This is a genomic window from Caballeronia sp. LZ062 (assembly GCF_031450785.1).
GTDB lineage: Bacteria > Pseudomonadota > Gammaproteobacteria > Burkholderiales > Burkholderiaceae > Caballeronia.
Genome location: NZ_JARTWB010000002.1, coordinates 890,562 through 916,581, shown reverse-complemented (window position 1 = coordinate 916,581; position 26,020 = coordinate 890,562). Strand labels below are relative to the sequence as shown.

At 64.2% G+C, this 26,020-nt stretch carries 17 protein-coding genes; 4 read left to right on the top strand and 13 right to left on the bottom strand.

The genetic code is table 11. The annotated features are described in order from the left end of the window. Nucleotides 1-9: 9 nt before the first annotated feature. The 5 genes from zapE to typA all read right to left on the bottom strand — a co-directional run bounded on the left by zapE (nt 10) and on the right by typA (nt 9,158). Complete coding sequence (gene zapE / locus P9239_RS10345) at nt 10-1,107, bottom strand: cell division protein ZapE (RefSeq protein WP_309750386.1); 1,098 nt, start codon at nt 1,105-1,107, stop codon at nt 10-12. 85 nt (nt 1,108-1,192) lie between these two features. After that, nucleotides 1,193-2,623, bottom strand: coding sequence for a dihydrolipoyl dehydrogenase (lpdA, locus tag P9239_RS10340; protein WP_309750384.1), 1,431 nt, complete (start codon nt 2,621-2,623; stop codon nt 1,193-1,195). An 87-nt stretch (nt 2,624-2,710) separates the two neighbouring features. After that, complete coding sequence (gene odhB, locus P9239_RS10335; RefSeq protein WP_309750382.1) at nt 2,711-4,024, bottom strand: 2-oxoglutarate dehydrogenase complex dihydrolipoyllysine-residue succinyltransferase; 1,314 nt, start codon at nt 4,022-4,024, stop codon at nt 2,711-2,713. A gap of 92 nt (nt 4,025-4,116) precedes the next feature. After that, the gene (locus P9239_RS10330) at nt 4,117-6,978 is read right to left on the bottom strand and encodes a 2-oxoglutarate dehydrogenase E1 component (RefSeq protein WP_309750380.1); all 2,862 of its coding nucleotides are present in this window, start codon (nt 6,976-6,978) and stop codon (nt 4,117-4,119) included. Nucleotides 6,979-7,334: 356 nt separating this feature from the next. Beyond that, a complete protein-coding gene (gene typA / locus P9239_RS10325) occupies nt 7,335-9,158 on the bottom strand; it encodes a translational GTPase TypA (RefSeq protein WP_309750379.1) in 1,824 nt (607 codons plus the stop codon). Nucleotides 9,159-9,492: 334 nt separating this feature from the next. On the opposite strand from typA, the gene P9239_RS10320 reads away from it, so the two are divergent. The 4 genes from P9239_RS10320 (at nt 9,493) to P9239_RS10305 (ending at nt 14,514) form a co-directional block, all read left to right on the top strand. Then, complete coding sequence (locus tag P9239_RS10320; RefSeq protein ID WP_309750378.1) at nt 9,493-10,005, top strand: MarR family transcriptional regulator; 513 nt, start codon at nt 9,493-9,495, stop codon at nt 10,003-10,005. An 86-nt stretch (nt 10,006-10,091) separates the two neighbouring features. Next, nucleotides 10,092-11,615, top strand: a complete 1,524-nt coding sequence (locus tag P9239_RS10315; protein WP_309750375.1) for an efflux transporter outer membrane subunit — start codon at nt 10,092-10,094, stop codon at nt 11,613-11,615. Between the two features lie 52 nt (nt 11,616-11,667). Further along, nucleotides 11,668-12,930, top strand: a complete 1,263-nt coding sequence (locus P9239_RS10310; protein ID WP_309750372.1) for an HlyD family secretion protein — start codon at nt 11,668-11,670, stop codon at nt 12,928-12,930. 24 nt (nt 12,931-12,954) lie between these two features. Further along, entirely contained in the window at nt 12,955-14,514 is a 1,560-nt protein-coding gene (locus P9239_RS10305) for a DHA2 family efflux MFS transporter permease subunit (RefSeq protein WP_309750370.1), read from the top strand. A gap of 79 nt (nt 14,515-14,593) precedes the next feature. On the opposite strand, the gene truB is transcribed toward P9239_RS10305, so the two are convergent. From truB to P9239_RS10265, 8 genes are all read right to left on the bottom strand, one after another. Continuing rightward, the gene (gene truB, locus P9239_RS10300; protein ID WP_309750368.1) at nt 14,594-15,523 is read right to left on the bottom strand and encodes a tRNA pseudouridine(55) synthase TruB; all 930 of its coding nucleotides are present in this window, start codon (nt 15,521-15,523) and stop codon (nt 14,594-14,596) included. Between the two features lie 3 nt (nt 15,524-15,526). Next, nucleotides 15,527-15,907 (bottom strand): 30S ribosome-binding factor RbfA, encoded by a 381-nt coding sequence (rbfA, locus tag P9239_RS10295; protein ID WP_309750365.1) that lies wholly within the window; start codon nt 15,905-15,907, stop codon nt 15,527-15,529. Between the two features lie 95 nt (nt 15,908-16,002). Continuing rightward, on the bottom strand, nt 16,003-18,987 hold the full coding sequence (infB, locus tag P9239_RS10290) for a translation initiation factor IF-2 (protein ID WP_309750364.1): 2,985 nt from the start codon (nt 18,985-18,987) through the stop codon (nt 16,003-16,005). Between the two features lie 92 nt (nt 18,988-19,079). Beyond that, nucleotides 19,080-20,555, bottom strand: a complete 1,476-nt coding sequence (gene nusA / locus P9239_RS10285; protein WP_309750363.1) for a transcription termination factor NusA — start codon at nt 20,553-20,555, stop codon at nt 19,080-19,082. Beyond that, nucleotides 20,552-21,010: a ribosome maturation factor RimP gene (gene rimP / locus P9239_RS10280; protein ID WP_175940666.1), complete on the bottom strand. Its 459-nt coding sequence runs from the start codon at nt 21,008-21,010 to the stop codon at nt 20,552-20,554. Before rimP ends, nusA begins: the two co-directional genes overlap by 4 nt. A gap of 352 nt (nt 21,011-21,362) precedes the next feature. Next, the gene (gene rluB, locus P9239_RS10275; protein WP_309750360.1) at nt 21,363-23,288 is read right to left on the bottom strand and encodes a 23S rRNA pseudouridine(2605) synthase RluB; all 1,926 of its coding nucleotides are present in this window, start codon (nt 23,286-23,288) and stop codon (nt 21,363-21,365) included. Between the two features lie 127 nt (nt 23,289-23,415). Further along, nucleotides 23,416-24,426 carry an SMC-Scp complex subunit ScpB gene (gene scpB / locus P9239_RS10270; protein WP_309750358.1) on the bottom strand — a complete coding sequence of 337 codons (1,011 nt, stop codon included), beginning with the start codon at nt 24,424-24,426 and terminating at the stop codon, nt 23,416-23,418. A 336-nt stretch (nt 24,427-24,762) separates the two neighbouring features. Beyond that, complete coding sequence (locus P9239_RS10265) at nt 24,763-26,004, bottom strand: pyridoxal phosphate-dependent aminotransferase (protein ID WP_309750356.1); 1,242 nt, start codon at nt 26,002-26,004, stop codon at nt 24,763-24,765. Nucleotides 26,005-26,020 lie beyond the last annotated feature (16 nt).

Here is a 26,020-nt window from a genome sequence, read left to right as displayed (position 1 = left end):
CGTATTAGCTCACGTAAGCGAAATGTTCGCGAGCCGCCGCGGCGCCTCCAGATACTCCTTCGACTGCATTTCGACGATACGCGACACCGTGCGCGCGAACTCGTTCGCCATCGGCCCTTCTACGTACAGGTCCTCCGCCGGCACCGCCGCCGACATCAGCAGCTTGACCTTGTGGTCGTAGAACACGTCGATGAGCCACGTGAAGCGGCGCGCTTCCGACGCCATGCGCGGCGACATCTGCGGCACGTCGGACAGGATCACCGCGTGAAAACGGTTGGCGATCTCCAGATAGTCGTTCTGCGAGCGCGGGCCGCCGCAGAGCGTCGCGAAATCGAACCAGACGACGCCATCGGCCTTGCGCAGTGCCTTGATCTCGCGCTTTTCGATATGCAGGATCGGGCTTTCGTCGGGCACGGCGGCGAGCTTCGCGTAGTCCGCGCGCAGCGCCTTGTCCGCCGCAGCGCCGAGCGGCGTGTGGTACGCCTGCACTTGCGACAGCGTGCGCTTGCGATAATCGGTGCCCGCATCGACATTGAGCACGTCGAGATTCTTCTTCAGCAGCTCGATAGCCGGCAGCAGCCGGTCGCGGTGCAAGCCTTCCGGGTACAGCGTGTCCGGCTCGTAGTTGGACGTCATCACGAACTGCACGCCGTTGCTGAACAGACGGTCCAGCAGGCGATAGAGAATCATCGCGTCGGCAATATCGGAGACGTGGAATTCGTCGAAGCAGATCAGCCGATAACGCTTCGCGATGCGCCGCGCCAGTTCGTCGAGCGGATCGGCCTGGCCCTTCAGCTCCTCCAGCTCCCGATGCACTTCGCGCATGAACTCGTGGAAATGCAAGCGCGTCTTGCGCTGCACCGGCACGACCGCATAGAAGCTGTCCATCAGAAAGCTCTTGCCGCGCCCTACGCCGCCCCACATATAAACGCCGCGCGGCAATTGAGGATGCACGAGGAACTTCCTGATCGCGTTCGAGCGGCGTGCCTTGTACGCAACCCATTCTTCGTAGCAGCGCTGCAGCCGCGCGACCGCCGCCAGCTGCGCTTCGTCCGACTGGTAGCCCCGCGTGCGCAGTTCGTTTTCGTAGTATTCGGTGACGTTCATCTTCTGCCGTTCGATGTGACAAAGGCGAGCGGTTTGATCCGCTCGCCTTCGTGTGCGATGCCTGCCGTTGCCCGAAGTCGAGCGATTACATATTCAGCGCGCGCTTGTCGACGGCGAGCGCCGCTTCGCGCATCACTTCGGACAGCGACGGATGCGGATGGCAAATGCGGCCGATGTCTTCCGACGCCGCCTTGAACTCCATCGCGACGACCGCTTCTGCGATCAGATCCGACGCGTCTGCTGCGATGATATGCACGCCGAGAATCTCGTCGGTCTTCGCATCCGCGATCATCTTGACGAAGCCTTCTGCCCGGCCGATGCCCAGCGCGCGGCCATTGGCCATCATCGGGAACTGGCCGGTCTTGATCTCGCGGCCTTCGGCCTTGAGCTGCTGCTCGGTCTTGCCGACCCACGCGATTTCCGGTTCCGTGTAGATGACCCACGGCACGCAGTTGTAGTCGATATGCGGCTTTTGTCCGTCGATGATTTCCGCCACCGCCACGCCTTCGTCTTCCGCCTTGTGCGCGAGCATCGGGCCGCGCACGACGTCGCCGATAGCGTACACGCCCGGCACGCTCGTCGCGCAGTGATCGTCCACGTCGATGAAGCCGCGCTCGTTCGCCTTCAGGCCGATGGCGTCAAGACCGAGGTTGTCCGTGTTCGGCACGCGTCCGACCGACACGATCAGGCGGTCCGCTTCCAGCGTTTGCGCGTTGCCGTGATTGTCCGTGTACGCGATCGACACGCCGTTGCCGGTCGTCTTTACTTCGCCGATCTTCACGCCGAGGTGAATGTCGAGACCCTGCTTCTTAAACTGCTTGGCAGCTTCCTTCGCGAGCGAATCGTCCGCTGCAGCGAGGAATTGCGGCAGCGCCTCGAGCACGGTCACTTCGGCGCCCAGACGCCGCCACACCGAGCCGAGTTCCAGACCGATCACGCCCGCGCCGATCACGGCGAGCTTCTTCGGCACGGAATCGAACGAGAGCGCGCCTTCGTTGTCGGCGATCAGCTTGTTGTCGACCGGAATGCCCGGCAAATGACGCGCCTTCGAGCCCGTCGCGATGATCACGTTCTTCGCCGTGACGGTTTCCGTCTCACCTTCGCCCGACACTTCGATCTGCACGCCGGCGTCCGTCTTGCCGGTGAACTTGCCGTGACCCTTGAGCCACGTGATCTTGTTCTTGCGGAACAGGAACTCGATGCCCTTCGTCATCTTCTCGACGATGCCGTCTTTACGCGCCAGCATCTTCGACACATCGAGCTTCACGTCGGACACGCTGATGCCGTGATCGGCCAGATGCTTCGACGTGTTTTCGAATTCTTCCGAGGACGCGAGCAGCGCCTTCGACGGAATGCAGCCCACGTTCAGGCACGTGCCGCCGAGTTTCAGCGCGCCGGCCGGGTTCTTCCACTTCTCGATACACGCAACCGTCTTGCCGAGTTGCGCTGCGCGAATCGCCGCGATATAGCCGCCCGGGCCCGCGCCGATCACGACGACATCAAATTCCTTGGACATGACTTTCCTTTGGTCTATCTCCGCTCATGCGGAGCTGCCTCGTGCGATGCGCGCGAGCCTATCGCGCGCATCGAGGCGAATTGCTTCTTACAGGTCCAGCAGCAGGCGAGCCGGATCTTCCAGCGCGTCCTTCATGGCGACGAGCGACAGCACGGCTTCGCGGCCGTCGATAATGCGGTGGTCGTACGAGAGCGCGAGGTAGTTCATCGGACGGATCACGATCTGGCCGTTTTCGACCACAGCGCGTTCCTTCGTCGCGTGCACGCCGAGAATGGCGGACTGCGGCGGGTTGATGATCGGCGTCGAGAGCATGGAGCCGAACACGCCGCCATTCGAGATGGAGAACGTGCCGCCCGTCATTTCTTCGATCGACAGCTTGCCGTCGCGCGCCTTCGCGCCGAACTCGGCAATCTTCTTTTCGATGTCGGCGAGGCTCATCTGATCCGCGTTGCGCAGGATCGGCACGACCAGACCGCGCGGCGAACCGACCGCGATACCGATGTCGAAGTAGCCGTGATAGACGATGTCGTTACCGTCGATCGACGCGTTCACGAGCGGGAACTTCTTCAGCGCGTGGACGGCGGCCTTCACGAAGAACGACATGAAGCCGAGCTTCACGCCGTGTTCCTTCTCGAAGCGGTCCTTGTACTTGTTGCGCAGATCCATGACCGGCGCCATGTTGACTTCGTTGAACGTCGTCAGAATGGCGTTGGTTTGCTGCGATTCGAGCAGGCGCTCGGCGATACGCGCGCGCAGACGCGACATCGGCACGCGCTGTTCCGGGCGATCCTTCAGCCACTGATCAGCCGATGCGGGCGCGTTGACTTGCGGCAGCGAAGGCTTCGCGGCCTTCGCGGGCGCAGCGGCCGGAGCCGGTGCCTTCGCGGCAGCGGGTGCGCCGGCTTGCGCGGCGAGCGCGTCGCCCTTCGTGATACGGCCGTCGCGGCCGGTGCCTGACACCTGGTCGGCGGACACGCCCTTCTCGGCCAGAATCTTGGTTGCGGCCGGCGACGTAGCGCCGCCCGTGACCGAACCGCCCGTCGCGGATGCGGTCGCTTGCGCGGACGCCGACGACGACGCCACTGCCGGCTCGGCTTGCGGCGCGGGCTTCACTTCGGCGTCGCCAGCGGCGGCGGCTGCGGGCGCTTCGCCTGCTTTCGCTTCGGTGTCGATCTTCGCGATGATTTCGTCGGCGGTGACGATATCTCCGTCATGCTTGATGACCTGCGCGAGCACGCCAGCCGACGGCGCCGGCACTTCGAGCACGACTTTGTCGGTTTCGATTTCGATCAGGATTTCGTCCTGGGCGACAGCCTCGCCCGGCTTCTTCTTCCATTGCAGCATGGTTGCTTCCGAGACCGACTCGGAAAGCTGGGGAACCTTGACTTCTACGATAGCCATTTCTGTATTGTCCTAATGCGTTCTGTGTGTACGAGCGAGCCGAACGAAGAGACCGGGGAGCGCCGCTCGCCCGGTCTTCGTTCATCCGCGTGTTACTTCGCGATGGTTTGCGCGCCTTTGAGGCGGCCGAACGCGCCTTCCACGAGCGCCTTCTGCTGCTCGTAGTGCTTCGCGTAATAGCCGACCGCGGGCGAGGCTGAAGCGGGACGGCCGCTGTAGGCCAGCTTCATCCCTTCCTTCATGCCTTCACGCAGATGGTGCTCGATGTAGAACCAGGCACCCTGGTTCTGCGGCTCGTCCTGCACCCAGACCACTTCGGTCGCGTTTTCGTACTTCTTGAGTTCCGCGTCGAACTGCTTGTGCGCGAACGGATACAACTGCTCGATACGCACGATGGCGATGTCGTTCGCCTTCGCTTCGCGGCGATGCGCGACGAGGTCGTAGTACACGCGGCCCGAGCAGCAGACCACGCGCTTGACCTTCTTCGCGTCGATGCTTTCGTCCACTTCGCCGATGACCGGCTGGAACGAGCCCTTCGCCAGTTCCGACAGGTCCGACACCGCTTCCTTGTGACGCAGCAGCGACTTCGGCGTGGCGATGATGAGCGGCTTGCGGAACAAGCGGATCATCTGACGGCGCAGCAGATGGAAGATCTGCGCAGGCGTCGTCGGCTGAACCACTTGCATGTTGTGGTCCGCGCACAGTTGCAGGAAACGCTCGATACGCGCCGACGAGTGCTCCGGACCCTGGCCTTCGTAGCCGTGCGGCAGCATCATCGTGAGACCGGAGACGCGGCCCCACTTCACTTCGCCCGACGAGATGAACTGGTCGATCACCACTTGCGCGCCGTTCACGAAGTCGCCGAACTGCGCTTCCCACGCGACGAACGTGTTCGGTTCCGCGGTCGAATAGCCGTACTCGAAGCCGAGCACCGCTTCTTCCGACAGCACGGAGTCGATGACCGTGAACTTCGCCTGGTTGTCCGCGATGTTCTGCAGCGGAATGTACGTGCCGTCGTTCCAGCGTTCGCGGTTCTGATCGTGCAGCACGGCGTGGCGGTGCGTGAACGTGCCACGGCCCGAGTCCTGGCCCGTCAGACGCACCGCGTAGCCGGATGCCACCAGCGACGCGAACGCGAGATGCTCGCCCATACCCCAGTCGAGCTTCGATTCGCCACGGCCCATCGCGCGGCGATCGTTGATCACGCGCTCGACGAGCGGATGCAGCTTGAAGTTCTCCGGAATCGTCGTGATGCGCTCAGCGAGACGCTTCAGTTCGGCGAGCGGCACGGCGGTGTCGGCGGCGTCCGTCCATTTGCGGTTCAGGAACGGCACCCAGTCGACCGCGTATTTGCTCTTGTAGTTCGAGAGCACCGGATCAATGGTGTGATGGCCTTCGTCCATCGCCTGACGGTACGCCTTCACGAAGTTGTCGGCGTCTTCGGCCGTGATCACGCCTTGCTGCACGAGCTTCTCGGCATACAGCGCGCGCGTGCCCGGGTGCTTCGCGATGGTCTTGTACATCAGCGGCTGCGTGACCGCCGGCGTGTCCTGCTCGTTGTGGCCGAGCTTGCGGAAGCAGACGATGTCCACCACCACGTCCTTGTGGAACTTCATGCGGAAGTCGATCGCGAGCTGCGTGGCGAGCACGACCGCTTCGGGATCGTCGCCGTTCACGTGGAGCACCGGCGCCTCGATCATCTTGACGACGTCCGAGCAGTACAGCGTCGAGCGCGAATCGCGCGGGTCCGACGTCGTGAAACCGATTTGGTTGTTGATGACGATATGCAGCGTGCCGTGCGTGCCGTAGCCGCGCGTCTGCGCGAGGTTCAGCGTTTCCATCACGACGCCCTGGCCCGCGAAGGCCGCGTCGCCGTGAATCTGCACCGGCAGGACTTGCAGGCCTTCTTCATCGCCACGGCGATCCATACGCGCCTTCGCCGAACCCTCGACCACCGGGTTGACAATTTCGAGGTGCGACGGGTTGAACGCGAGCGACAGGTGAACCGGGCCGCCTTCGGTCGACACATCCGACGAGAAACCCTTGTGGTACTTCACGTCGCCGGCCGGCAGGTCGTCCACGTGCTTGCCTTCGAATTCGGCGAAGAGGTCAGCCGGCATCTTGCCGAGCGTATTGACCAACACGTTGAGACGGCCGCGGTGCGCCATGCCGATGACGATTTCCTGCACGCCGTTCTTGCCCGCGTGACGCACGACTTCGTCCATCGACGCGATGAAGCTCTCGCCCCCTTCCAGCGAGAAACGCTTCTGGCCGACGTACTTGGTGTGCAGGAAACGCTCGAGGCCTTCGGCGGCCGTCAGGCGGTTCAGGATGTGCTTCTTCTTGTCGTTCGAGAAGTCAGGCGTCGAACGGATCGACTCGAGACGCTCCTTCCACCAGCGCTTCTGCTCGGGATCGCTGATATACATGTACTCGGCGCCGATCGTGCCGCAGTACGTGTCACGCAATGCCTTGACGATCTCGCGCAGCGTCGCGCGCTCGAAACCGAAATACAGGTTCGTGGCGCTGAACGTCTGGTCCATGTCGGCTTCGGTGAAGTCGTAGAACGCAGGCTCGAGTTCGGGAATATGCGGACGCTCGCGGCGCTTGAGCGGATCGAGATTGGCCCATTGCGAGCCGAGGAAGCGATACGCGCCGATGAGGGACTGAACGTAGACTTGTTTTCGCGCGGTGGCGAGGTCTTCGGTTGCGCCTTCGCGGGGGATGAAGCCGTTGGACTTCGCGCGCTGGGCAAACGATTCGACGATCGGGCCGTGAGCCACGTCGTTGTGATTCGTGCCGTCCGACGCAGGCACGTTCTGCAACGCGTCGAAATAGGCTCGCCAGGTCTCGGGCACTGACGCGGGATTATCGAGATATGCCTCGTACAACTCTTCGACGTACGGAGCATTACCGCCGAACAAATAGGAGTTCGACTGGAATTGCTTCATCATTTTTACGCTCACCTTTCTTCGAGTTTCTCGAGGAAGTGCGGGTTACAAAACCTTCCGCGACACGGCCTGACCGTTTAGCGGATTGCGCGAATCAAGTCTGCTTGGAAGGACCTAAAAAGCGACAGCTAATCCGAATAGCATAGCACAGAAGCATTCGTCATATGACCGGACGTCGCACCGTTGCGAAGCCATTCGCCCTTCTGCAACGGGCATGTGCGGGCGTTTCCGGTCGATGCAAGAGCGCGCGCCATGCGTCATTGTCGGCATCGACAGCTATTTCTTTAATGCGCGGGGATGAGCGTCGAAAACAAAAAGCCGCCCGAAGGCGGCTTTTTAACTGCAACGTCGGAGACGACTTACTCCGCCGATTCGCGGCTCGCGCGACGACGCTCATGCTCCTTCAAGTGACGCTTGCGCAGACGGATCGACTGCGGCGTCACCTCGACGAGCTCGTCGTCGTCGATAAATTCGACCGCGTACTCCAGCGAGAGCTGGATCGGCGGCACGAGGCGCACGGCTTCGTCGGTGCCCGAGGCGCGCACGTTGGTCAGCTGCTTGCCCTTGATCGGATTAACGACGAGGTCGTTGTCACGGCTGTGAATGCCGATGATCATGCCTTCATAGAGCGCGTCGCCCGGCGACACGAACATGCGGCCGCGATCCTGCAGCTTCCACAGCGCGTAGGCGACAGCGGCGCCGTCGTCCTGCGAGATCAGCACGCCGTTGCGGCGTTCGCCGACCGAGCCTTCCTTGACGGGCGCATACGAATCGAACGTATGGCTCATCAGGCCCGTGCCGCGCGTGAGAGTCAGAAATTCGCTCTGGAAGCCGATCAGACCGCGCGCCGAAATCTTGTACTCGAGACGCGTGCGGCCGCGGCCGTCCGAGGCCATGTCGAGCATTTCGCCCTTGCGGCGGCCAAGCTCTTCCATCACGCCGCCCTGATGCTGGTCTTCGATATCGACCGTCAGGTTTTCATACGGCTCGCACTTCACGCCGTCGATTTCCTGCAGCACGACGCGCGGACGCGAGACCGCCAGCTCGTAGCCTTCACGGCGCATGTTCTCGACGAGGATCGTCAGGTGCAGTTCGCCGCGGCCCGAGACTTCGAACGTGGTTTCGTCCCCGGTGTCCTTCACGCGCAGCGCGACGTTGTGGTTCAGTTCCTTCGTAAGACGGTCGCGAATCTGGCGGCTCGTCACGAACTTGCCTTCCTTGCCCGCGAGCGGCGACGAGTTCACGAGGAAGTTCATCGTGAGCGTCGGCTCGTCGACGGTGATCATCGGCAGCGCCTCGGGATTCTCCGGCGAGCAGATCGTCACGCCGATGCCGATTTCCTCGATACCGTTGATCAGCACGATATCGCCGGCCTGCGCTTCCTCGACTTGCACACGCTCGAGACCGTGGAACGACAGCACCTGATTGATCTTGCGATTGAGGATCGCGCCGTCCGGACCCGAGCGCACCGCGACCTGCATACCGGGACGAATGCGCCCGCGTGCGATGCGGCCCACGCCGATACGGCCGACGTACGTGTTGTAGTCGAGCGAGGTGATTTGCAGTTGCAGCGGGCCGTCCGGATCGGCCGGGCGCACCGGCACGTGTTCCAGAATGGCTTCGAAGAGCGGCCGCATGGTGCCTTCGCGGGTTTCCGGATCGAGGCTCGCGTAGCCGTTCAGGCCCGACGCGTAGACGATCGGGAAGTCCAGTTGCTCTTCGGTAGCGCCGAGCTTGTCGAACAGATCGAAGGTCTGGTTGATCACCCAGTCGATGCGCGCGCCCGGACGGTCCACCTTGTTGATGACGACGATGGGCTTGAGACCGAGCGCCAGCGCCTTCTTCGTGACGAAGCGCGTTTGCGGCATCGGGCCTTCGACGGCATCGACGAGCAGCAGCACGGAATCGACCATCGACAGCACGCGCTCGACTTCACCGCCGAAGTCGGCGTGTCCCGGCGTATCGACGATGTTGATATGCGTGCCTTCGTATTCGACCGCGCAGTTCTTCGCGAGAATCGTGATGCCGCGTTCCTTTTCGATGTCGTTCGAGTCCATGACGCGCTCGGCGACCTGTTGATTTTCCCGGAACGTGCCCGACTGACGGAGCAACTGGTCGACGAGCGTGGTCTTGCCGTGGTCGACGTGGGCAATGATGGCGATATTGCGGAGGGCGCGAGTCATAAGAGGTATCTTGGTTGTGCGCCGTCGGAGCGAGGGCCGCCAAGCAGGAACGCTCAATGGCTGATGGCTCGGCAGACCCTCGGGTAAGCGTCACGAAGTCGCATCAAGCAGGTGCTTGGCGTGACGATCTGAAATGACTCTTCGGGCCCGGCGCGGTGAGAACCGAAAATTATAGCACGCGCACGTGTCAGCATCGAAGCTGCCCAAAAGCTGCCCATGCGTCCGGCCTTCGCGCACGGATTGTTAAGCAGTCTCCGAAAAGACTGTTGCAGCGGCCGATTCACGCCCCTATAATCCTGCCTAGTCAACTATTGCACTCGCACAAACTTTTCTCATGAGCGACGCTCCCAAACCCACGGCGATCGACAACTACGTGTTGAGCGAAAGCGTCGGCTATTTGCTGAGCCGCGTGCGGTCGACGCTGTGGAACATGGTGACGCAGCACACCACGTCCGAGCTCGGCATCACGAGCACGCAGGCGAGCATCGTCTTCATGCTGGCTGTCGGCAAGTGCCTGACGGCGGCGGATATTGCGCGGGAATACGGCATCGACGCGAGCGCGGTGACCCGCCTGATCGACCGGCTGGAGAAGCGCGGGCTCCTGTCGCGCGTGCGCAGCGAAGAAGACCGGCGCGTGGTGCGCCTCGCGCTCACGGCCGACGGCCGCGCGATGGCGGAAAAGGTGCCCGCCATCTTCACGCGCGTTCTCGATGCGTTGCTCGCGGGCTTCACACCGGAGGAAGTCGGCTTCCTGAAGAGCATGCTCAGGCGCATTCTCGCCAATACGTGCGATCCTGCGGCCTGCCCGGCGGGAAGCGGTGATAAGCCTGCCAGTTCATTGCGCTGACAAGCAATCGACCCCGGCATTGCGTACTCACCACCGAAAAATTGGTTGCAACGTCCATCTTTAACACTCATCTCAAGAGACGAGCGATGAAACACCTTTCCTTGTCCGCGTGCAGGCCGAACAGCGCCCTGCGCGGCGCGAAAAGCGCCGTTGCGGCTGCCGTGGCCGCGCTCGCGGTCGCGGGCTGCGCGAACTACGCGGGCATTTCGAGCGACAAGCAGATCACCACGCCCGACGCCTTGCAGTCGACGCAAAGCGTGCCGGGGCAAGGCGGCCAGTGGCCGAGCCTCGACTGGGCGAAGCAGTTCGGCGATCCGCAGTTGCCGCAGCTGATCGACGAAGCCGTCGCGGACAACCCGAGCATCGCGCAGGCGCAGGCGCGCATCGCGAAGGCGTCGTCGTACATCGAAAGCTCGCGCTCGGCGCTCTATCCGCACGTGAACGGCTCGTATTCGTGGACGCGCGAGCTGTATTCGGGCAACGCGCTCTTTCCGCCGCCCTACGGCGGCACGTGGTTCAGCGAGAACAACGTGCTCGCCAGCGCGTCGTGGGATCTGGACCTGTGGGGAAAGAACCGCTCCCGCCTGAACATGGCCGTCTCGCAGCAGAAAGCGGCCGAGGCCGATATGCAGCAGGCGCGCGTGACGCTCGCGGCATCGGTCGCGCGCACCTATAACCAGCTTGCCCTGCTCTACGCGCTGCGCGATGTCACCCAGCGCGAGATCGCCAACCGCCAGGACGTCGGCCGCATCACCGGCGGGCGCGTGAGCGCGGGCCTCGACACGAACGTGGAACGCCGCACCGCCGAAGGCAACGTGGCGACGAGCCAGACCAACCTGAGCGAACTCGACGGGCAAATCCAGTCGGTGCGCTATCAGCTGGCTGCGCTGCTCGGCAAGGGTCCGGACCGCGGCTTGCAGATCGCCAATCCGGTGATCGATTCGAACGTCAACGTGACGCTGCCGGACAACGTTCCGGCCGATCTCATCTCGCGCCGCCCGGACATCGTCGCGGCGCGCTGGCAGGTCGAAGCGGCGACGCACGACATCGCGGAAGCGAAGGCCGAGTTCTTCCCGGACATCAACCTTGCGGCGGGCTTCGGTTTCGACGCCTTCGGCTGGGGCCGCTTCCTGCAGGCGAGCAGCCGGCAGATCCAGGCGGGACCGGCGATCCACCTGCCGATCTTCGACGCGGGCGCCCTGCGCGCGCAGCTAAAAGGCCGTTACGCCGATTTCGATAACGTGGTCGCCAACTACAATCAGACGCTCGTGAACGCGCTGAACGACGTGGCGACCAACATCTCCTCGATCCGCTCGCTCGACCGGCAGATGGCCGACGCGCAACGCGCCCTCGCCGCCGCGACGAGCGCCTATCAGCTGGCGGTGATCCGCTACAAGGCAGGCCTCTCGCCGCAACTGCAAGTGCTCACGGCGGACGAAAACCGCCTCGCGAACGAGCAGACCGTGACGAATCTGCGCCTGAAACGCACCGACTTGCAGATTGCGCTGATTCGCGCGCTCGGCGGCGGTTTCGACGCGACGAGCACGAATCTCGCCATCGACGGCAGCGGGCAACGGCAGGCTGCAAATCAGACCACGCCGTCGAACTGAGCCCTTCAAAAGAACACGCATCAAGACCAACACGGATTTCTCGGAGCCCTTCATGAGCGACCCTCAACAAACCGCCGCCGCGCCCGCACCTACGCCCGCGCCGAAGCAAAGCAGCGGCAAGCGCCGCATGCTGATGACGCTGATCGTTCTCGTCATCCTCATCGCCGGCGTCGCGTACGGCCTGTACTACTTCCTCGTCGCCCGCTTCCACGAGTCGACGGACGACGCGTATGTCAACGGCAACGTCGTGCAGATCACGCCGCAAGTGGTCGGCACGGTAGTTTCCGTGAACGCCGACGACACCCAGACTGTGAAGGTCGGGGATCCGCTCGTGGCGCTCGATCCGGCCGATTCGAAGGTCGCGCTCGATCAGGCCGAAGCGAACCTCGCGCAGACGGTGCGCCAGGTGCGCACGTTCTTCGTCAACAACAACCAGTACGAAGCGCAAGTCGCGCTGCGCAAGTCCGACTTGTCGCGCGCGCAGGACGACCTGCGCCGCCGCCTCACCGTTGCGCAGACGGGCGCGGTATCGCAGGAAGAAATCTCGCACGCACGTGATGCCGTGCGCAGCGCGCAGGCCGCGCTCGACGCCGCGCAGCAGGAACTGGCCTCGAACCGGTCGCTGACGGCGAACACGACCATCGCGGACCATCCGAACGTGCTTGCCGCCGCCGCGAAGGTGCGCGATTCGTACATCAACTACGCGCGCAACACGCTGCCCGCGCCGGTCACGGGCTATGTCGCGAAGCGCTCGGTGCAGGTCGGCCAGCGCGTCGCGCCGGGCAATCCGCTGATGGCGATCGTGCCGCTCAACGGCGTGTGGGTGGATGCGAACTTCAAGGAAGTGCAGCTCAAGCACATGCGCATCGGCCAGCCGGTCGAACTGACGGCCGATCTGTACGGTTCGGGCGTCGTGTTCCACGGCAAGGTGATCGGCTTCTCGGCGGGCACGGGTTCGGCGTTCTCACTGCTGCCCGCGCAGAACGCGACCGGCAACTGGATCAAGGTCGTGCAGCGCCTGCCGGTGCGTATCGAGCTGGATCCGAAGGAACTGGAGCAGCATCCGCTGCGTATCGGTCTGTCGATGAACGTCGACGTCACCATCAAGGACGAACAAGGCGGCCAGCTGGGCAACGTGCCGAACACCGTCTATCAGACGAACGTGTTCGACAAGTACGGTGCGCAGGCGGATCAGGAAATCGCGCGCATCATCCAGCAGAACGCCGGCAGCGGTGCGGCTACGCAAGGCACGGGCTCGCCCGCCGCTTCGCGCGGCAAGGCGACCAAGTCCGCGTCGGCCGCGAAGCTGATGTAAGCGGCCGCCTCGCGGAACCAACACATGTCTCAAGCTAACGTCGTCCATCCGCCGCTTTCAGGCGGCAAGCTCGTCATCGGGACGATCGCCGTGTCGCTCGCGGTGTTCATGAACGTGCTCGACACGTCGATCGCGAACGTCTCGATTCCGTCGATTTCGGGCGATCTGGGCGTGTCGTCGGATCAAGGCACGTGGGTCATCACGTCGTTCGCGGTCGCCAACGCGATTTCGGTGCCGCTCACCGGCTGGCTCACGCAGCGGTTCGGACAGGTACGGCTCTTTCTCGGCTCGATCATCCTGTTCGTGCTCGCATCGTGGCTGTGCGGTCTCGCGCCGACGCTGCCGTTCCTGCTCGCCGCGCGCGTGCTGCAAGGCGCGGTCGCCGGGCCGATGATCCCGCTGTCGCAGACGCTGCTGCTCGCGAGCTATCCGCGCGAGAAAGCGCCGATGGCGCTATCGATGTGGTCGATGACCACGCTCATTGCGCCGGTCGCCGGGCCGGTGCTCGGCGGGTGGATCTCCGACAACATCTCGTGGCCTTGGATCTTCTACGTGAACATCCCGGTCGGGATCGCGGCGGCGCTCGCCACGTTCGCGATCTTCCGCGACCGCGATTCCGCGATTCGCAAGGCGCCAATCGACACCGTCGGCCTCGGGCTGCTCGTGATCTGGGTCGGCTCGTTGCAGGTCATGCTCGACAAGGGCAAGGACCTCGACTGGTTCAACTCGACGACCATCGTCGTGCTCGCGCTGATCGCGGTGATCTCGTTCGCGTTCTTCATCGTGTGGGAGCTGACGGCGGAGCATCCGGTCGTCGACCTGTCGCTCTTCGAACTGCGCAATTTCACAGGCGGGACGATCGCGTTGTCGATCGGCTACGGACTCTACTTCGGCAATCTCGTGCTATTGCCGCTGTGGCTGCAAACGGACATCGGCTACACGGCGACGAACGCCGGTCTGGTGATGGCGCCGGTCGGTGTGTTCGCCATTCTGCTTTCGCCGATCACCGGCAAGTTCCTGCCGCGCACGGACCCGCGGCGCATCGCGACGGCCGCGTTCCTCGTGTTCGCGCTGTGCTTCTGGATGCGCTCGCGCTATACGACCGGCGTCGATACGTGGACGCTGACGCTGCCGACGCTCATTCAGGGCATCGGCATGGCGGGCTTCTTCATTCCGCTCGTGTCGATCACGCTGTCGGGCTTGCCGGGGCATCGCATTCCGGCTGCCTCCGGCTTGTCGAACTTCGTGCGGATCATGTGTGGCGGCATCGGCACGTCGATCTTCTCGACGGCGTGGGAACATCGCTCGATCGTGCATCATGCGCAATTGATCGAACAGGCGAACTCGTATAACCCGACGTTCGCCAATTCGATGCAGCAGATGAGCGCGCTCGGCATGTCGAAGGAGCAGACCTACGGTCTCTTTAACAGCATGGCGACGCAGCAGGCCGCGCAGCTCGGCGTGAACGACATGTTCTATATCTCGGCGGGCATCTTCGTCGCGCTGATCGCGCTGATCTGGATCACGCGTCCCGAACGCTCGGGCGGCGGCGATTCGGCAGCGGCGGCATCGGCGGCGCATTGAACGCGATGCGTCGGCAGAAATGAAAAAGGAGAGGCGCTGGCCTCTCCTTTTTATTTGTGCATGCGTTCGCGGCGGTCAGTCAAGACCCGCTCACCACCAACCGCTCAGGGGCGAGCACGCCCTCCGATGCTCGCGCGACGCCGAGCAGCTTTCCCGCATCGTCGTAGACGCGCACTCGCGTGTCTGTAGCAAGCCCCGTGGATGCCGGTTCGCCCAGCTCTTCCAGACGCAACCGCTGACCGTGCCGGAAGCGCCGCATCGCGTCGTCGTGCAGATGGACGGCCGGGAAAGTCGACAACAGCGCATCGACCGGACGCAGCCAGGTGTCGCGTTCCGGCTCGGCCGCAGCGGCTAACGCATCCAGCGTCACGGCGCCTTCCAGCGTCAGCGCGCCGACTCCGGTGCGACGCAGCGCAGTCAAATGCGCGCCACAGCCCAGCGCCTCACCGATGTCCTCGGCTAGCGTGCGCACATACGTGCCCTTGCTGCACGTCACACGAAACGTCACGAGCGGCAGCGCGCACGCGATCATCTTCAGCGCGTGAATCGTGATCTGTCGGCCCTCGCGCTCGACCGTCTGGCCAGCGCGGGCGTATTCGTAGAGCGGCTTGCCGTCGCGCTTGAGCGCCGAATACATCGGCGGCACCTGCACGATGTCGCCGAGAAAACGCTGCATCGCGCCTTCGACGGCCGCTTCGTCGCACGTGACGTCCCGCGTCTCGACGGCTTCGCCTTCGGCGTCGCCCGTCGTCGTGCGAATGCCGAGGCGCATCGTCGCTTCGTACGTTTTGTCCGCTTCGAGCAAGTCTTGCGAGAACTTCGTCGCCTCGCCGAAACACAGCGGCAAAAGGCCGGTTGCGAGCGGATCCAGCGTGCCCGTGTGCCCCGCCTTTTTCGCGAGATAGAGGCGCTTCGCCTTGATCAGCGCGTCGTTGCTCGACAGACCGAGCGGCTTGTCCAGCAGCAACACGCCGTCGAGCGCGCGGCGCGGAATCTTCGTGCCGCTCATCGCTTACGCGCCTTCCTCGTCGTCATCCTTCGCGCGTGTCGCGTTCGCTTCGTCGATCAGGCGCGACATCTCGACGGCCTTCTCGATCGTCTTGTCATAGTGAAAATGCAGCGTCGGCACCGTATGAATGTGCAGGCGCTTGAACAGCAGGTTATGCAGATGACCGGCTGCGTGGTTGAGCGCTTCTTCGGTCTGCTTGGGATCGCCCGTGAGCGTCGTGAAGTAGACCTTCGCGTGCGCGTAGTCGGGCGTCAGCTCGACACTCTGCATCGTCACCAGACCGATGCGCGGGTCCTTCACCTCGCGCATGAGTTCCGAGAGATCGCGCTGAATCTGGTCCGCGATCTGCACGTTGCGATTCGTCGACGTACGTCTTTTAGCCATGATCTTGATTCCTTTCTTGCTTATCGCCGCGCCAAAGAAAAAGGCGGAGCGAGCCGTCAGGCCCGCTCCGCCTTGAGGCTCGGCGTATTAATGCGTTACAGCGTGCGAGCCACTTCCGTCACTTCGAAGACTTCCAGCTGATCGCCTTCGACGATGTCGTTGAAGTTCTTGATCGAGATACCGCACTCGAAGCCCTGACGCACTTCCTTGACGTCGTCCTTGAAGCGCTTCAGCGAATCCAGCTCGCCGGTGTGGATCACGACGTTGTTGCGAATCACGCGAACCGACGACGTGCGCTTTACGAAACCGTCCGTGACCATACAACCCGCGATCAGACCGACCTTCGGCACGCGAATGACCTGACGCACCTCGACCGTGCCCGTCACCGTCTCGCGCTTCTCCGGCGCCAGCATGCCGGACATGGCCGCCTTCACCTCATCCACTGCGTCGTAGATGATGTTGTAGTAGCGAATGTCGATACCGTTCGATTCGGCCAGCTTGCGGGCTTGCGCGTCCGCACGCGTGTTGAAGCCGATGATGACCGCCTTCGACGCCGTTGCCAGGTTGACGTCCGACTCGCTGATCGCGCCGACCGCGCTGTGCACGATCTGCACGCGCACTTCGCCGGTCGAGAGCTTCTGCAGCGACTGCACGAGCGCTTCCTGCGAACCCTGCACGTCCGCCTTGACGATGAGCGGCAGGTTCTGCACTTCGCCTTCGCCCATCTGCTCCAACATGTTCTCGAGCTTCGCAGCCTGCTGCTTGGCGAGCTTCACGTCGCGGAACTTGCCTTGACGGAACAGCGCGATTTCGCGCGCCTTGCGCTCGTCCGGCAGCACGATGACTTCTTCGCCCGCCGCCGGCACTTCCGACAGACCCTGGATTTCCACCGGAATCGACGGACCTGCGGACTTCGTCGGCTTGCCGGTTTCGTCCAGCATGGCGCGCACGCGGCCGTAGGCGCTGCCCGCGAGAACCACGTCGCCGCGGTTCAGCGTGCCCGACTGCACCAGAATGGTTGCGACCGGACCCTTGCCCTTGTCGAGCTTCGCTTCGATCACGAGACCCTTCGCGCCGGCATCGACCGGAGCGGTCAGTTCCAGCACTTCGGCTTGCAGCGACACGTTTTCCAGCAGATCGTCGATGCCCTTGCCGGTCTTCGCCGACACTTCGATGAACGGCGAATCGCCGCCGTACTCTTCCGGCACCACGCCTTCCGCAACGAGTTCCTGCTTCACGCGGTCCGGGTTCGCTTCCGGCTTGTCGATCTTGTTGATCGCCACGACGATAGGTACACCGCCCGCCTTCGCGTGAGCGATCGCTTCCTTCGTCTGCGGCATCACGCCGTCGTCGGCCGCGACCACCAGAATGACGATGTCCGTTGCCTTCGCGCCGCGCGCACGCATGGCCGTGAAGGCCTCGTGACCCGGCGTATCCAGGAAGGTGATGACGCCGCGCGGCGTTTCGACGTGATACGCGCCGATATGCTGCGTGATGCCGCCGGCTTCGCCCGCCGCCACTTTCGCGCGACGGATGTAGTCGAGCAGCGAGGTCTTGCCGTGGTCGACGTGACCCATGACGGTGACGACCGGCGGACGCGGCAGACGCTCTGCCGTTTCCTCGGCGGCTTCGCCTTCGATAAGCAGCGCCTCGGGATCGTCCAGCTTCGCCGCGACCGCGCGATGGCCCAGTTCCTCGACGACGATCATCGCCGTTTCCTGGTCCAGCACCTGGTTGATCGTGACCATCTGGCCGAGCTTCATCATCACCTTGATGACTTCCGAAGCCTTCACCGACATCTTGTGCGCGAGATCGGCCACCGAGATGGTTTCCGGCACGTGCACTTCACGGACGATCGGCTCGGTCGGCGCCTGGAACGACGTTTGTTCCTGATGCTTGCCACGGCCCTTCGGACCGCCACGCCAGCCGCGATCGACGCCGCCGCTCGTGTCGCCGCGCGTCTTGATGCTGCGGCGCTTCGATGCGTCGTCCTGCTGCCAGCCGCCCTTGCCGCCGGCTTTCTTCTTGTCGCCGGTCGGCGCCGTCGTGGCGGGCGCTGCCGCGCCGGGCGCCGGCTTCTTCGCGGCTGCCGGACGCGCGGCTTGCGCGCCTTCGGGTTTCGCCGGCTTGTGCAGCGTGCCCTTCGCTTCGGCAGCCTTGGCCGCTTCGGCGGGCTTCGCCGCGGGCGCCGGTTCCGGCGCCTTGACCTGCGCCTTGCGCGGCGTGTTCATCATCTCGCGGATGGCGCGCGCTTCGGCTTCCGCCGCCGCACGGCGCTTCGCAATGGCTTCCTGCTCGAGACGCGCCTTCTCGGCGGCTTCACGCGCCGCGTCTTCCGCCTTCTTCGCGGCTTCGCGCTGGGCGGCGCGTTCGCTTGCCGCCTTTTCTTCCGCTGCCTTTTCGGCGGCTTCGCGCTGGGCGCTGTCGTCCTGCTTTTCCTGCTTGACTTCGGGCTTCACTTCGGCGGCGACCGGCGTGCGCGCTTCCTGACGCGCTGCCTGTGCGGCGCGCGAAATCTCCGCAGCCTGCGCGGCGGCCTGCGCACGGCGCTCGGCTTCCGCTTCCTGACGGCGGCGCTCGGCTTCCGCCGCTTCCTCGCGGGCGCGGCGCTCGGCTTCTTCCTGTTCGAGACGCGCCTGACGCTCCTTCAACTCGCGCTCTTCGCGCTCGAGTTGCTCCGCAGCGCGGCGCGCTTCTTCCTCGCGGCGCTGCAGTTCGGCCTCGTCGACTTCGTCTTCGACGTTATTGGGCGCTTCCGCCGGCTGCTCGATGCCGGCCTCGTCGCGCTTCACGAACACACGCTTCTTGCGCACCTCGACCTGAATGGTGCGAGCCTTACCCGTTGCGTCGGATTGCTTGATTTCCGACGTATGCCGGCGGGTCAGAGTGATCTTGCGCTTGTCGGCATCGGCGGACCCGTGCGACTTGCGCAAATGATCGAGCAGACGCGCCTTGTCCGTCTCGGACAGGTCGTCGTTCGCGCTCGCTTTCTGGACGCCAGCCGCCTGCAACTGCTCGAGCAGCACGCCCGCAGGCATTTTGAGTTCCGCGGCAAATTGGGCTACGTTGTTACTCGCCATTCATTCCTCTTGATGCAAGGATCAGTCCTTGCGGTTAGATCGGGTCATGCGGCCGAACTGGCCGCGATATTTCAGTGCGCCATGGTCATTTCTCACTGGAACCAGTGTTCACGTGCTTTCATGATCAACGCGCGAGCGTTATCCTCTTCCATCCCGGTCATCTCGACCAGTTCATCTACTGCCAGCTCCGCGAGGTCGTCGCGGGTTTGAATCTGATGCTCCGCGAGCTTCGCGAGAAGCTCGTTGTCCATGCCATCGAGGCTCTTGAGATCCAGCGCCACGCCTTCGACCTTCTCCTCGTTGGCAATCGCCATCGTGAGCAGCGCGTCGCGCGACCGGTTGCGCAGTTCGTGCACGGTGTCTTCGTCGAACGCTTCGATTTCGAGCATCTCGTTGAGCGGCACGTAGGCGATTTCTTCGAGGCTCGTGAAGCCTTCGTCGATCAGGATGTCGGCGACTTCCTCGTCCACATCCAGCCGCGCCATGAACAGACCGCGCAACTTGCCGCGCTCTTCGTTCTGCTTCAGCGCCGATTCGTCCGGCGTCATGATATTGATCTGCCAGCCGGTAAGCTCGCTGGCGAGTCGAACGTTCTGGCCGCTGCGGCCGATGGCGACCGCGAGTTCGCTCTCGTCCACGACGACGTCCATCGAATGCTTTTCTTCATCGACGACGATCGACTGGACGGCTGCCGGCGCGAGGGCGCCGATCACGAACTGCGCGGGGTCTTCCGACCATAGCACGATGTCGACGTTCTCGCCACCGAGCTCGTTACGCACGGCCTGCACGCGCGAACCGCGGATGCCTACGCACGTTCCGATCGGGTCGATGCGCTTGTCGTAGGCGATCACCCCGATTTTCGCACGCACGCCGGGATCGCGCGCGGCCGCCTTGATTTCCAGCAGCCCTTGTTCGATTTCCGGCACTTCGAGTTCGAAGAGCTTCATCAGGAACTCGGGCGCGGTGCGCGACAGTTCGATTTGCGGACCGCGCGCGGTGCGGTCGACCTTCGCGATATACGCGCGCACGCGGTCGCCCACGCGCAGGTTTTCCTTCGGAATCAGCTGGTCGCGGCGCAGCAGTGCTTCGACGCGGCCGGATTCGACGATGAAATTGCCCTTGTCCAGGCGCTTCACCGAGCCGGTCATGATCTTTTCGCCGCGCTCGAGGAAGTCGTTCAGGATCTGCTCGCGCTCGGCGTCGCGCACCTTCTGCAAAATGACCTGCTTGGCGGCCTGCGCGCCGATGCGGCCGAATTCGATCGATGGAATGGGTTCCTCGATGTAGTCGTCCACCTGCGCGTCGGGCTTTTGCTCTTTCGCTTCGAACAGCAGGATTTCCTGGTCCGGCTCCTGGAGGCCGGCCTCGTCCGGCACCACGCGCCAGCGGCGGAAGGTCTCGTGCTCGCCGCTTTCACGGTCGATCGCGACGCGGATATCGACATCTTCCTCGAACAGCTTTTTCGTTGCCGAAGCAAGCGCAGCCTCCAGAGCTGCGTACACCACGTCCTTGTTGACGTTCTTTTCGCGCGCCAGCGCATCCGCCAGCATCAAAACTTCGCGACTCATTGTTTGCGGCTCCTAAAGTCAACTTTGGGGACGAGACGTGCTTTATCGAGGTCCGCGAGCGTGAAATCGAGCATCGCGGCGCCGTCCTTCCCTTCGAATTCCAATCCGATCTTGTCGCCCTCGGGGGCGTGCAGAACGCCGCGGAACGACTTGCGCCCGTCCAGCGGCTTTTTCAGTGTGATGACGGCTTCGTTGCCGGCGAAGCGCTCGAAGTCGGCCAGCTTCTTGAGCGGGCGGTCGAGCCCCGGCGACGACACTTCGAGGCGGTCGTAATCGACGTTTTCGACTTCGAGCACATACTGAAGCTGACGCGTGACTTTCTCGCAGTCTTCGATGGCGATACCGGCCGGCTGGTCGATATAGATACGCAGCATGCCGCCTCCCGAACGTTCGAGATCGACAAGCTCGTAGCCCAGGCTCGAGACCGTGGTTTCAATCAGTTCCGTCAGTTGCACAGTAACTCCAAGGTGTTTCGCGCTCGCGCCGCGAAACACCTGCGGGCGAGCGCCTTGACTGGGCGCACCCCTGCTCCCGAGATGCCGAACCAAAAAGCCAAAAAAAAATGGGCGCAACGCCCATCTTTTTCAACCGAGGTCGCACCCGGGCAGCGAAAAAACTATGTGCCCAGCGACTCCGTGATTTTAGCTATTTTTCGGGATGAACGCAAACGTAAAGCGCGCGATCGGACCTGTTTCGGGCCTGTTCGCATGCTTTTTTGCTTATTACGGGCGCCGCCGCGCGAGCCGCACTCTGCGCGGTCGGCTGCAGGCGAGGCCGCAGCCGACCGAAACGCTCTGCAACGCCGGTTCAGCGTCCGCGCGTGCGGTTGCGCGGGCCGCGACCGGCGCCGGCCTTGCCTTGCCCCGCGCCTTGCTGCGCGCCGCCCTGACGATTGCCGCGCGGGCCGTTGCCGCTTGGCTGACGCTTGGCCGGGCCGTTCATGGCCTGCGGAGCCTGACCGCGCGCATTGCGCTGCCCCGACCGGCCGCCGTTCGCACGATTGCCGTTCGGTTCATTGCCGATGCGATTGCCGTTGACTTCCCGGCCGCCGCGCCGCCCCGTCCCGCCGGTGTTGCCCGCATTGCCCGTGTTGCCGCCGAAGCCGCCCATGCCGCCGAGCCCGCTCGCGCCGAACGTGCCCGGAAGCCCGCCCGCGCCGCCGCGCCGGCCGCCGCGCGCCGGCGTCTGCGCCATGCGCGAGTGCGAACTGAGAACCGGCTCGCGCGTGATGAAGCCCATCGACGTTTGCATCGGGTCAGGCTGGACGCGCGGCGCCGCGCTGCGGCCACCCTTTTCGGCCGTCGGCGCCTTCAGGCCGACTGCCGCCATGAGGCTGCGCACCTGATTGTCTTCGAGTTCTTCCCAGCGGCCGCGCTTGAGGCCGCGCGGCAAGGCGATCGGACCATGGCGCGTGCGGATCAGCCGGCTGACCATCAGCCCGGCTGCTTCGAACATGCGGCGCACTTCGCGGTTGCGGCCTTCTGCCAGCGCGACGTGATACCAATGGTTCGTACCCTCGCCGCCGCCGTCCTGAATTCGGAGGAAGTTGGCCGGACCATCGTCGAGCTCGACGCCTTTGAGCAGCTTCTGCTTCATCGCCTCGGACAACTGACCGACGACGCGCACCGCGTATTCACGCTCGACGCTGTAACGCGGATGCATGAAGCGGTTCGCCAGATCGCCGGAGGTCGTGAGCAGCAGCAACCCCTCCGTGTTGAAGTCGAGCCGCCCTACCGCGAGCCACTTCGCCGTCTTCATCGACGGCAGCTTGTCGAACACGGAGGGTCGCCCTTCGGGGTCCGCATGACTGACGATCTCGCCAGTCGGCTTGTGATACAGCAGGATGCGCGGTGGCTTGCTCGCGAGCTTGCGCTTGAGCGGCTTGCCGTTGATGCGCACCTGGTCGGTCGGCATGATGCGCTGCCCGATATGCGCAGGCTCACCGTTCACGGACACACGCCCGGCGATGATCAACTCTTCCATGTCGCGGCGCGAGCCCATGCCGGCGTCGGCCAGCACCTTGTGGAGCTTCGGCGCGTCGTCGTCCGGTTCGAGCACGCGCTTTTGCTGGGGCGCGTTGCGGCCACGCCGGAGCATCGGCGCGCGCACGCCCGCCGAGCCGTTGTCCGCGTCGAAAGCAGGCGACGTGACGTACGCGAACACGTCGTCGACGGCGGCGGCCGCCGCGCTCTCGACAGTCGCGGGGCCCGTATCGGTGCGCTTGCCCGCCTGGCGTTCACGCTTTTGCTGGGGATTCTTGCGTCGCGCCCCTTCTCGCGGCGCGCGCGTTGCGGCGTCGCCCGAGGCTTCCACGGCGACTTCGCCCTCGTCGCGACGCGCGCGCTTGCGGCCGCCTTGTCGAGCGGCGTCCTGCTTCGCGGCGCCCTGCTGCGCGTCGGCGGCGTCGCGCTGGGCTGCGGCCTGACGCGGCGCCTTTGCGCCTGCCTCCTTGCGAGGTTTGCGAACCTGCGCGGCGACGGCGCCTTCCGGCGGCGCTTCCGCCTCCGCGCCGGACTCCGCCGGCGCGCCGTCGGCGCCCTTGGTCTTGGCGACAGCACGGCGTCGTGCGATCAGACTGCGCGGCCCGCGGCGCAGGCCGCGACGCGGACGATCGTCGCCGTCGGCGCTGTCGTCGGTGCGCGTGCGTTCGCCGGCATCGGCCGACTCATGGGCGTCCGCGCCATGCACGGGGCGCGCGGATTCGGGCGAATCGCTGTCGTGGGAGTGTGTCAAAACAACCTCAAATGTCGAATTGCGCACCCTGGCGGGTGCGTCAAAAATATCCGCTGACCGGTCCGGCTCTCGTCTTCGACGTGATGTTTTATCGGGAGCCAGTTGAATCAGGGGCCATGCAATTGCGTCAGGCGCGGCGCGCCTTCGGTTCTTCGTCGCGGTCGCCGTCGTTCGGCTCGCCGTCGTTCGGTGCGACGTCGCTAAGATCGACGTCATTCGATGCGCGGGCGTCCGCCCGATCGTGCTCTTCATGCGAATCGGCAGCCGCCGGTGGCGGCGCGCCCGCTTCGTCTGCAACGTCTGCGTCGGCCAACGCAGGCGCTTGCTCTGTCTCTGATGCATCGACCGCCGGGATCAGGCGGACTTGCGCCAAGGCGTTGATTTCGGATCCTTCGCTCGCACGAAGCGTTCCGGCCTGCGCTGCTTCCTGTGGCGAAACGTGCGTCATGTCCTGCGTAGGGGCTTCGGCCGCAAGCTCCGGACCGGCGCCTTCTGCGCCAGCCTGAGCAGAATCCGCGACGACTTCCGCCTCGCGCTGCGCGCTTTCGGCAGACGGCGTCTGCGCCGCCGCGCCATCCGGAAAATCGATCGAATGCTGCGCGAGCAGCGACGCTTCGAACTGCGCCGACGGGTTGTCCAGCGCAGGCAACTCGTCGAGCGCGGTCAGGCCGAGATCGTCGAGAAACTGCTTCGTCGTGGCATACAGCGCGGGCCGGCCAGGAACGTCGCGATGACCGATTACTTCGATCCAACCGCGATCTTCCAGTTGCTTCACCACCTGCGTGTTCACCGTGACGCCGCGAATTTCTTCGATATCGCCCCGCGTAACTGGCTGCCGATAAGCAATAATGGCGAGCGTTTCGAGCACGGCCCGCGAATATTTCGGCGGCTTTTCCGGATTGAGCCGGTCGAGATACGTCCGCATGGCGGGCTTGCTCTGAAAGCGCCACCCTGAGGCGAGCGCCACGAGCTCGACGCCGCGCCCCGACCAATCAGCCTGTAGTCCTTCGAGCAGCGTGCGCACGGTATCGGCCGAAATGTCGTCGGCGAAGAGCTTGCGCAAGTCATTCACCCGCAGCGGTTCCTGCGCGCAGATCAAAGCAGTCTCGAGGACGATTTTCGCCTCTTGGGTATTCATGCAGCTTGGGTCAACCCTGTATGGTCAATGATCCGGTTCAAAACGAGCCTGAGCGAGTTCGAACGTCACCGAAGCGGTGCCGCACGATAAAGCTGGACGCGGAGTTTCAAGACGCGCTCGCCCGATTGTAATCGGTCATATTGATTGGGAGCACGCACCGGGGAGAGGCGACAATGGGCGATCGGTGAGCGAATCGCCGGGCCATCCCAGCCGGACGAGGTGGCGCTTTCATAGGCGAAAGCGCGTGACTGAGCGCCATATTACGCAAAAAGAACCGGGGCGTAAAGGTGATCCATTACGCCCCCGCCCGGCTCACTTCGCGCGCCGCCCGGTGCGCTACTTGGCGCCGCGCGTGGACAGAAACCGCCGCAAGCGTTCGACGCCGACATCGAGGCGCGCCGGATCGCACGCGTAGCACCAGCGCACGAAGCCTTCGCCTTCCGCGCCGAACGCGCTGCCCGGCGCGAGCCCGAGGCCCGCCTCTTTCACGAGCGCCTTGCACAGCTCGAGGCTGCGCGCCGCGCCCGGCAGCGAGAAAAACAGATACATCGCACCGTCGGGCGCGCGTACGTCGACACCATCGATGGTTTGCAGCGCGTTCACCAGATGGTCGCGGCTCGCGCGCAGGTCCGCCACGAGCGCTTGCGTGAACGACTCGCCCTGCTCCACCGCGACGATGCCCGCCTGCTGCACGAACGACGGCGCACACGACGTGTTGTACTCGACGAGCTTGCCGAGATCGTCCATGAGCCGCCCCGGCGCGACCAGCCAGCCGAGCCGCCAGCCCGTCATGAGCCACGCCTTCGAGAAAGAATTGACCGCGATCACGCGCTCGTCACGATCGGCGAGATCCAGGAACGACGGCGCGACGCCCGCGCCCGGGCCGTAATACAGGCGCTCGTAGACTTCGTCGGCCACGATCCAGATACCGTGACGCCGGCAGTGTTCCAAGACGATGCGCTGCTCGTCGCGCGTCATCGTCCAGCCGGTCGGGTTGTTCGGCGAGTTGATCATCAACATGCGCGTGGACGGCGTCAGCGCGGCGAGCAGGCGGTCCAGGTCAAGTGTCCACCCACGGGCGCCGTAGGTTAGCGAGACCGTCTCGACCGACGCACCTAAAATCTTCGGAATCTCGACGAGATTCGGCCACAGCGGCGTCACGGCAACCACCCGGTCGCCCGCGCCGGCGACGAGCTGCGCCGCCAGCATCAGCGCGTTGACGCCGGCGCTCGTCACCGCGATGTTGGCGGCGGGCGTCGCGCCGTGCAGCGCGGTGACATAGCGGCCGAGCGCCTCGCGCAACGGCGCGATGCCGAGGTTGTGCGTGTAAAACGTCGCGCCGTCGGCGAGCGCGCGGCTCGCCGCATCGCGGATGAACTCGGGCGTCACCCGGTCCGATTCGCCGAACCAGAACGGCAGCACGTCCGGCACGCCGAAGCCGGCGTTCGCGACTTCGCGAATCTGCGAGGGACGCAACGCGCGCACCGCGTCGCGGGCGTTGGGCGCACCGCCTTCGTGCGTCTGTGCTGCCGTCAAGCCGCTCAATTCAGCGATCACCGCGCCTTCCGATTCACTCATCGCCCGCTCCGTCCAA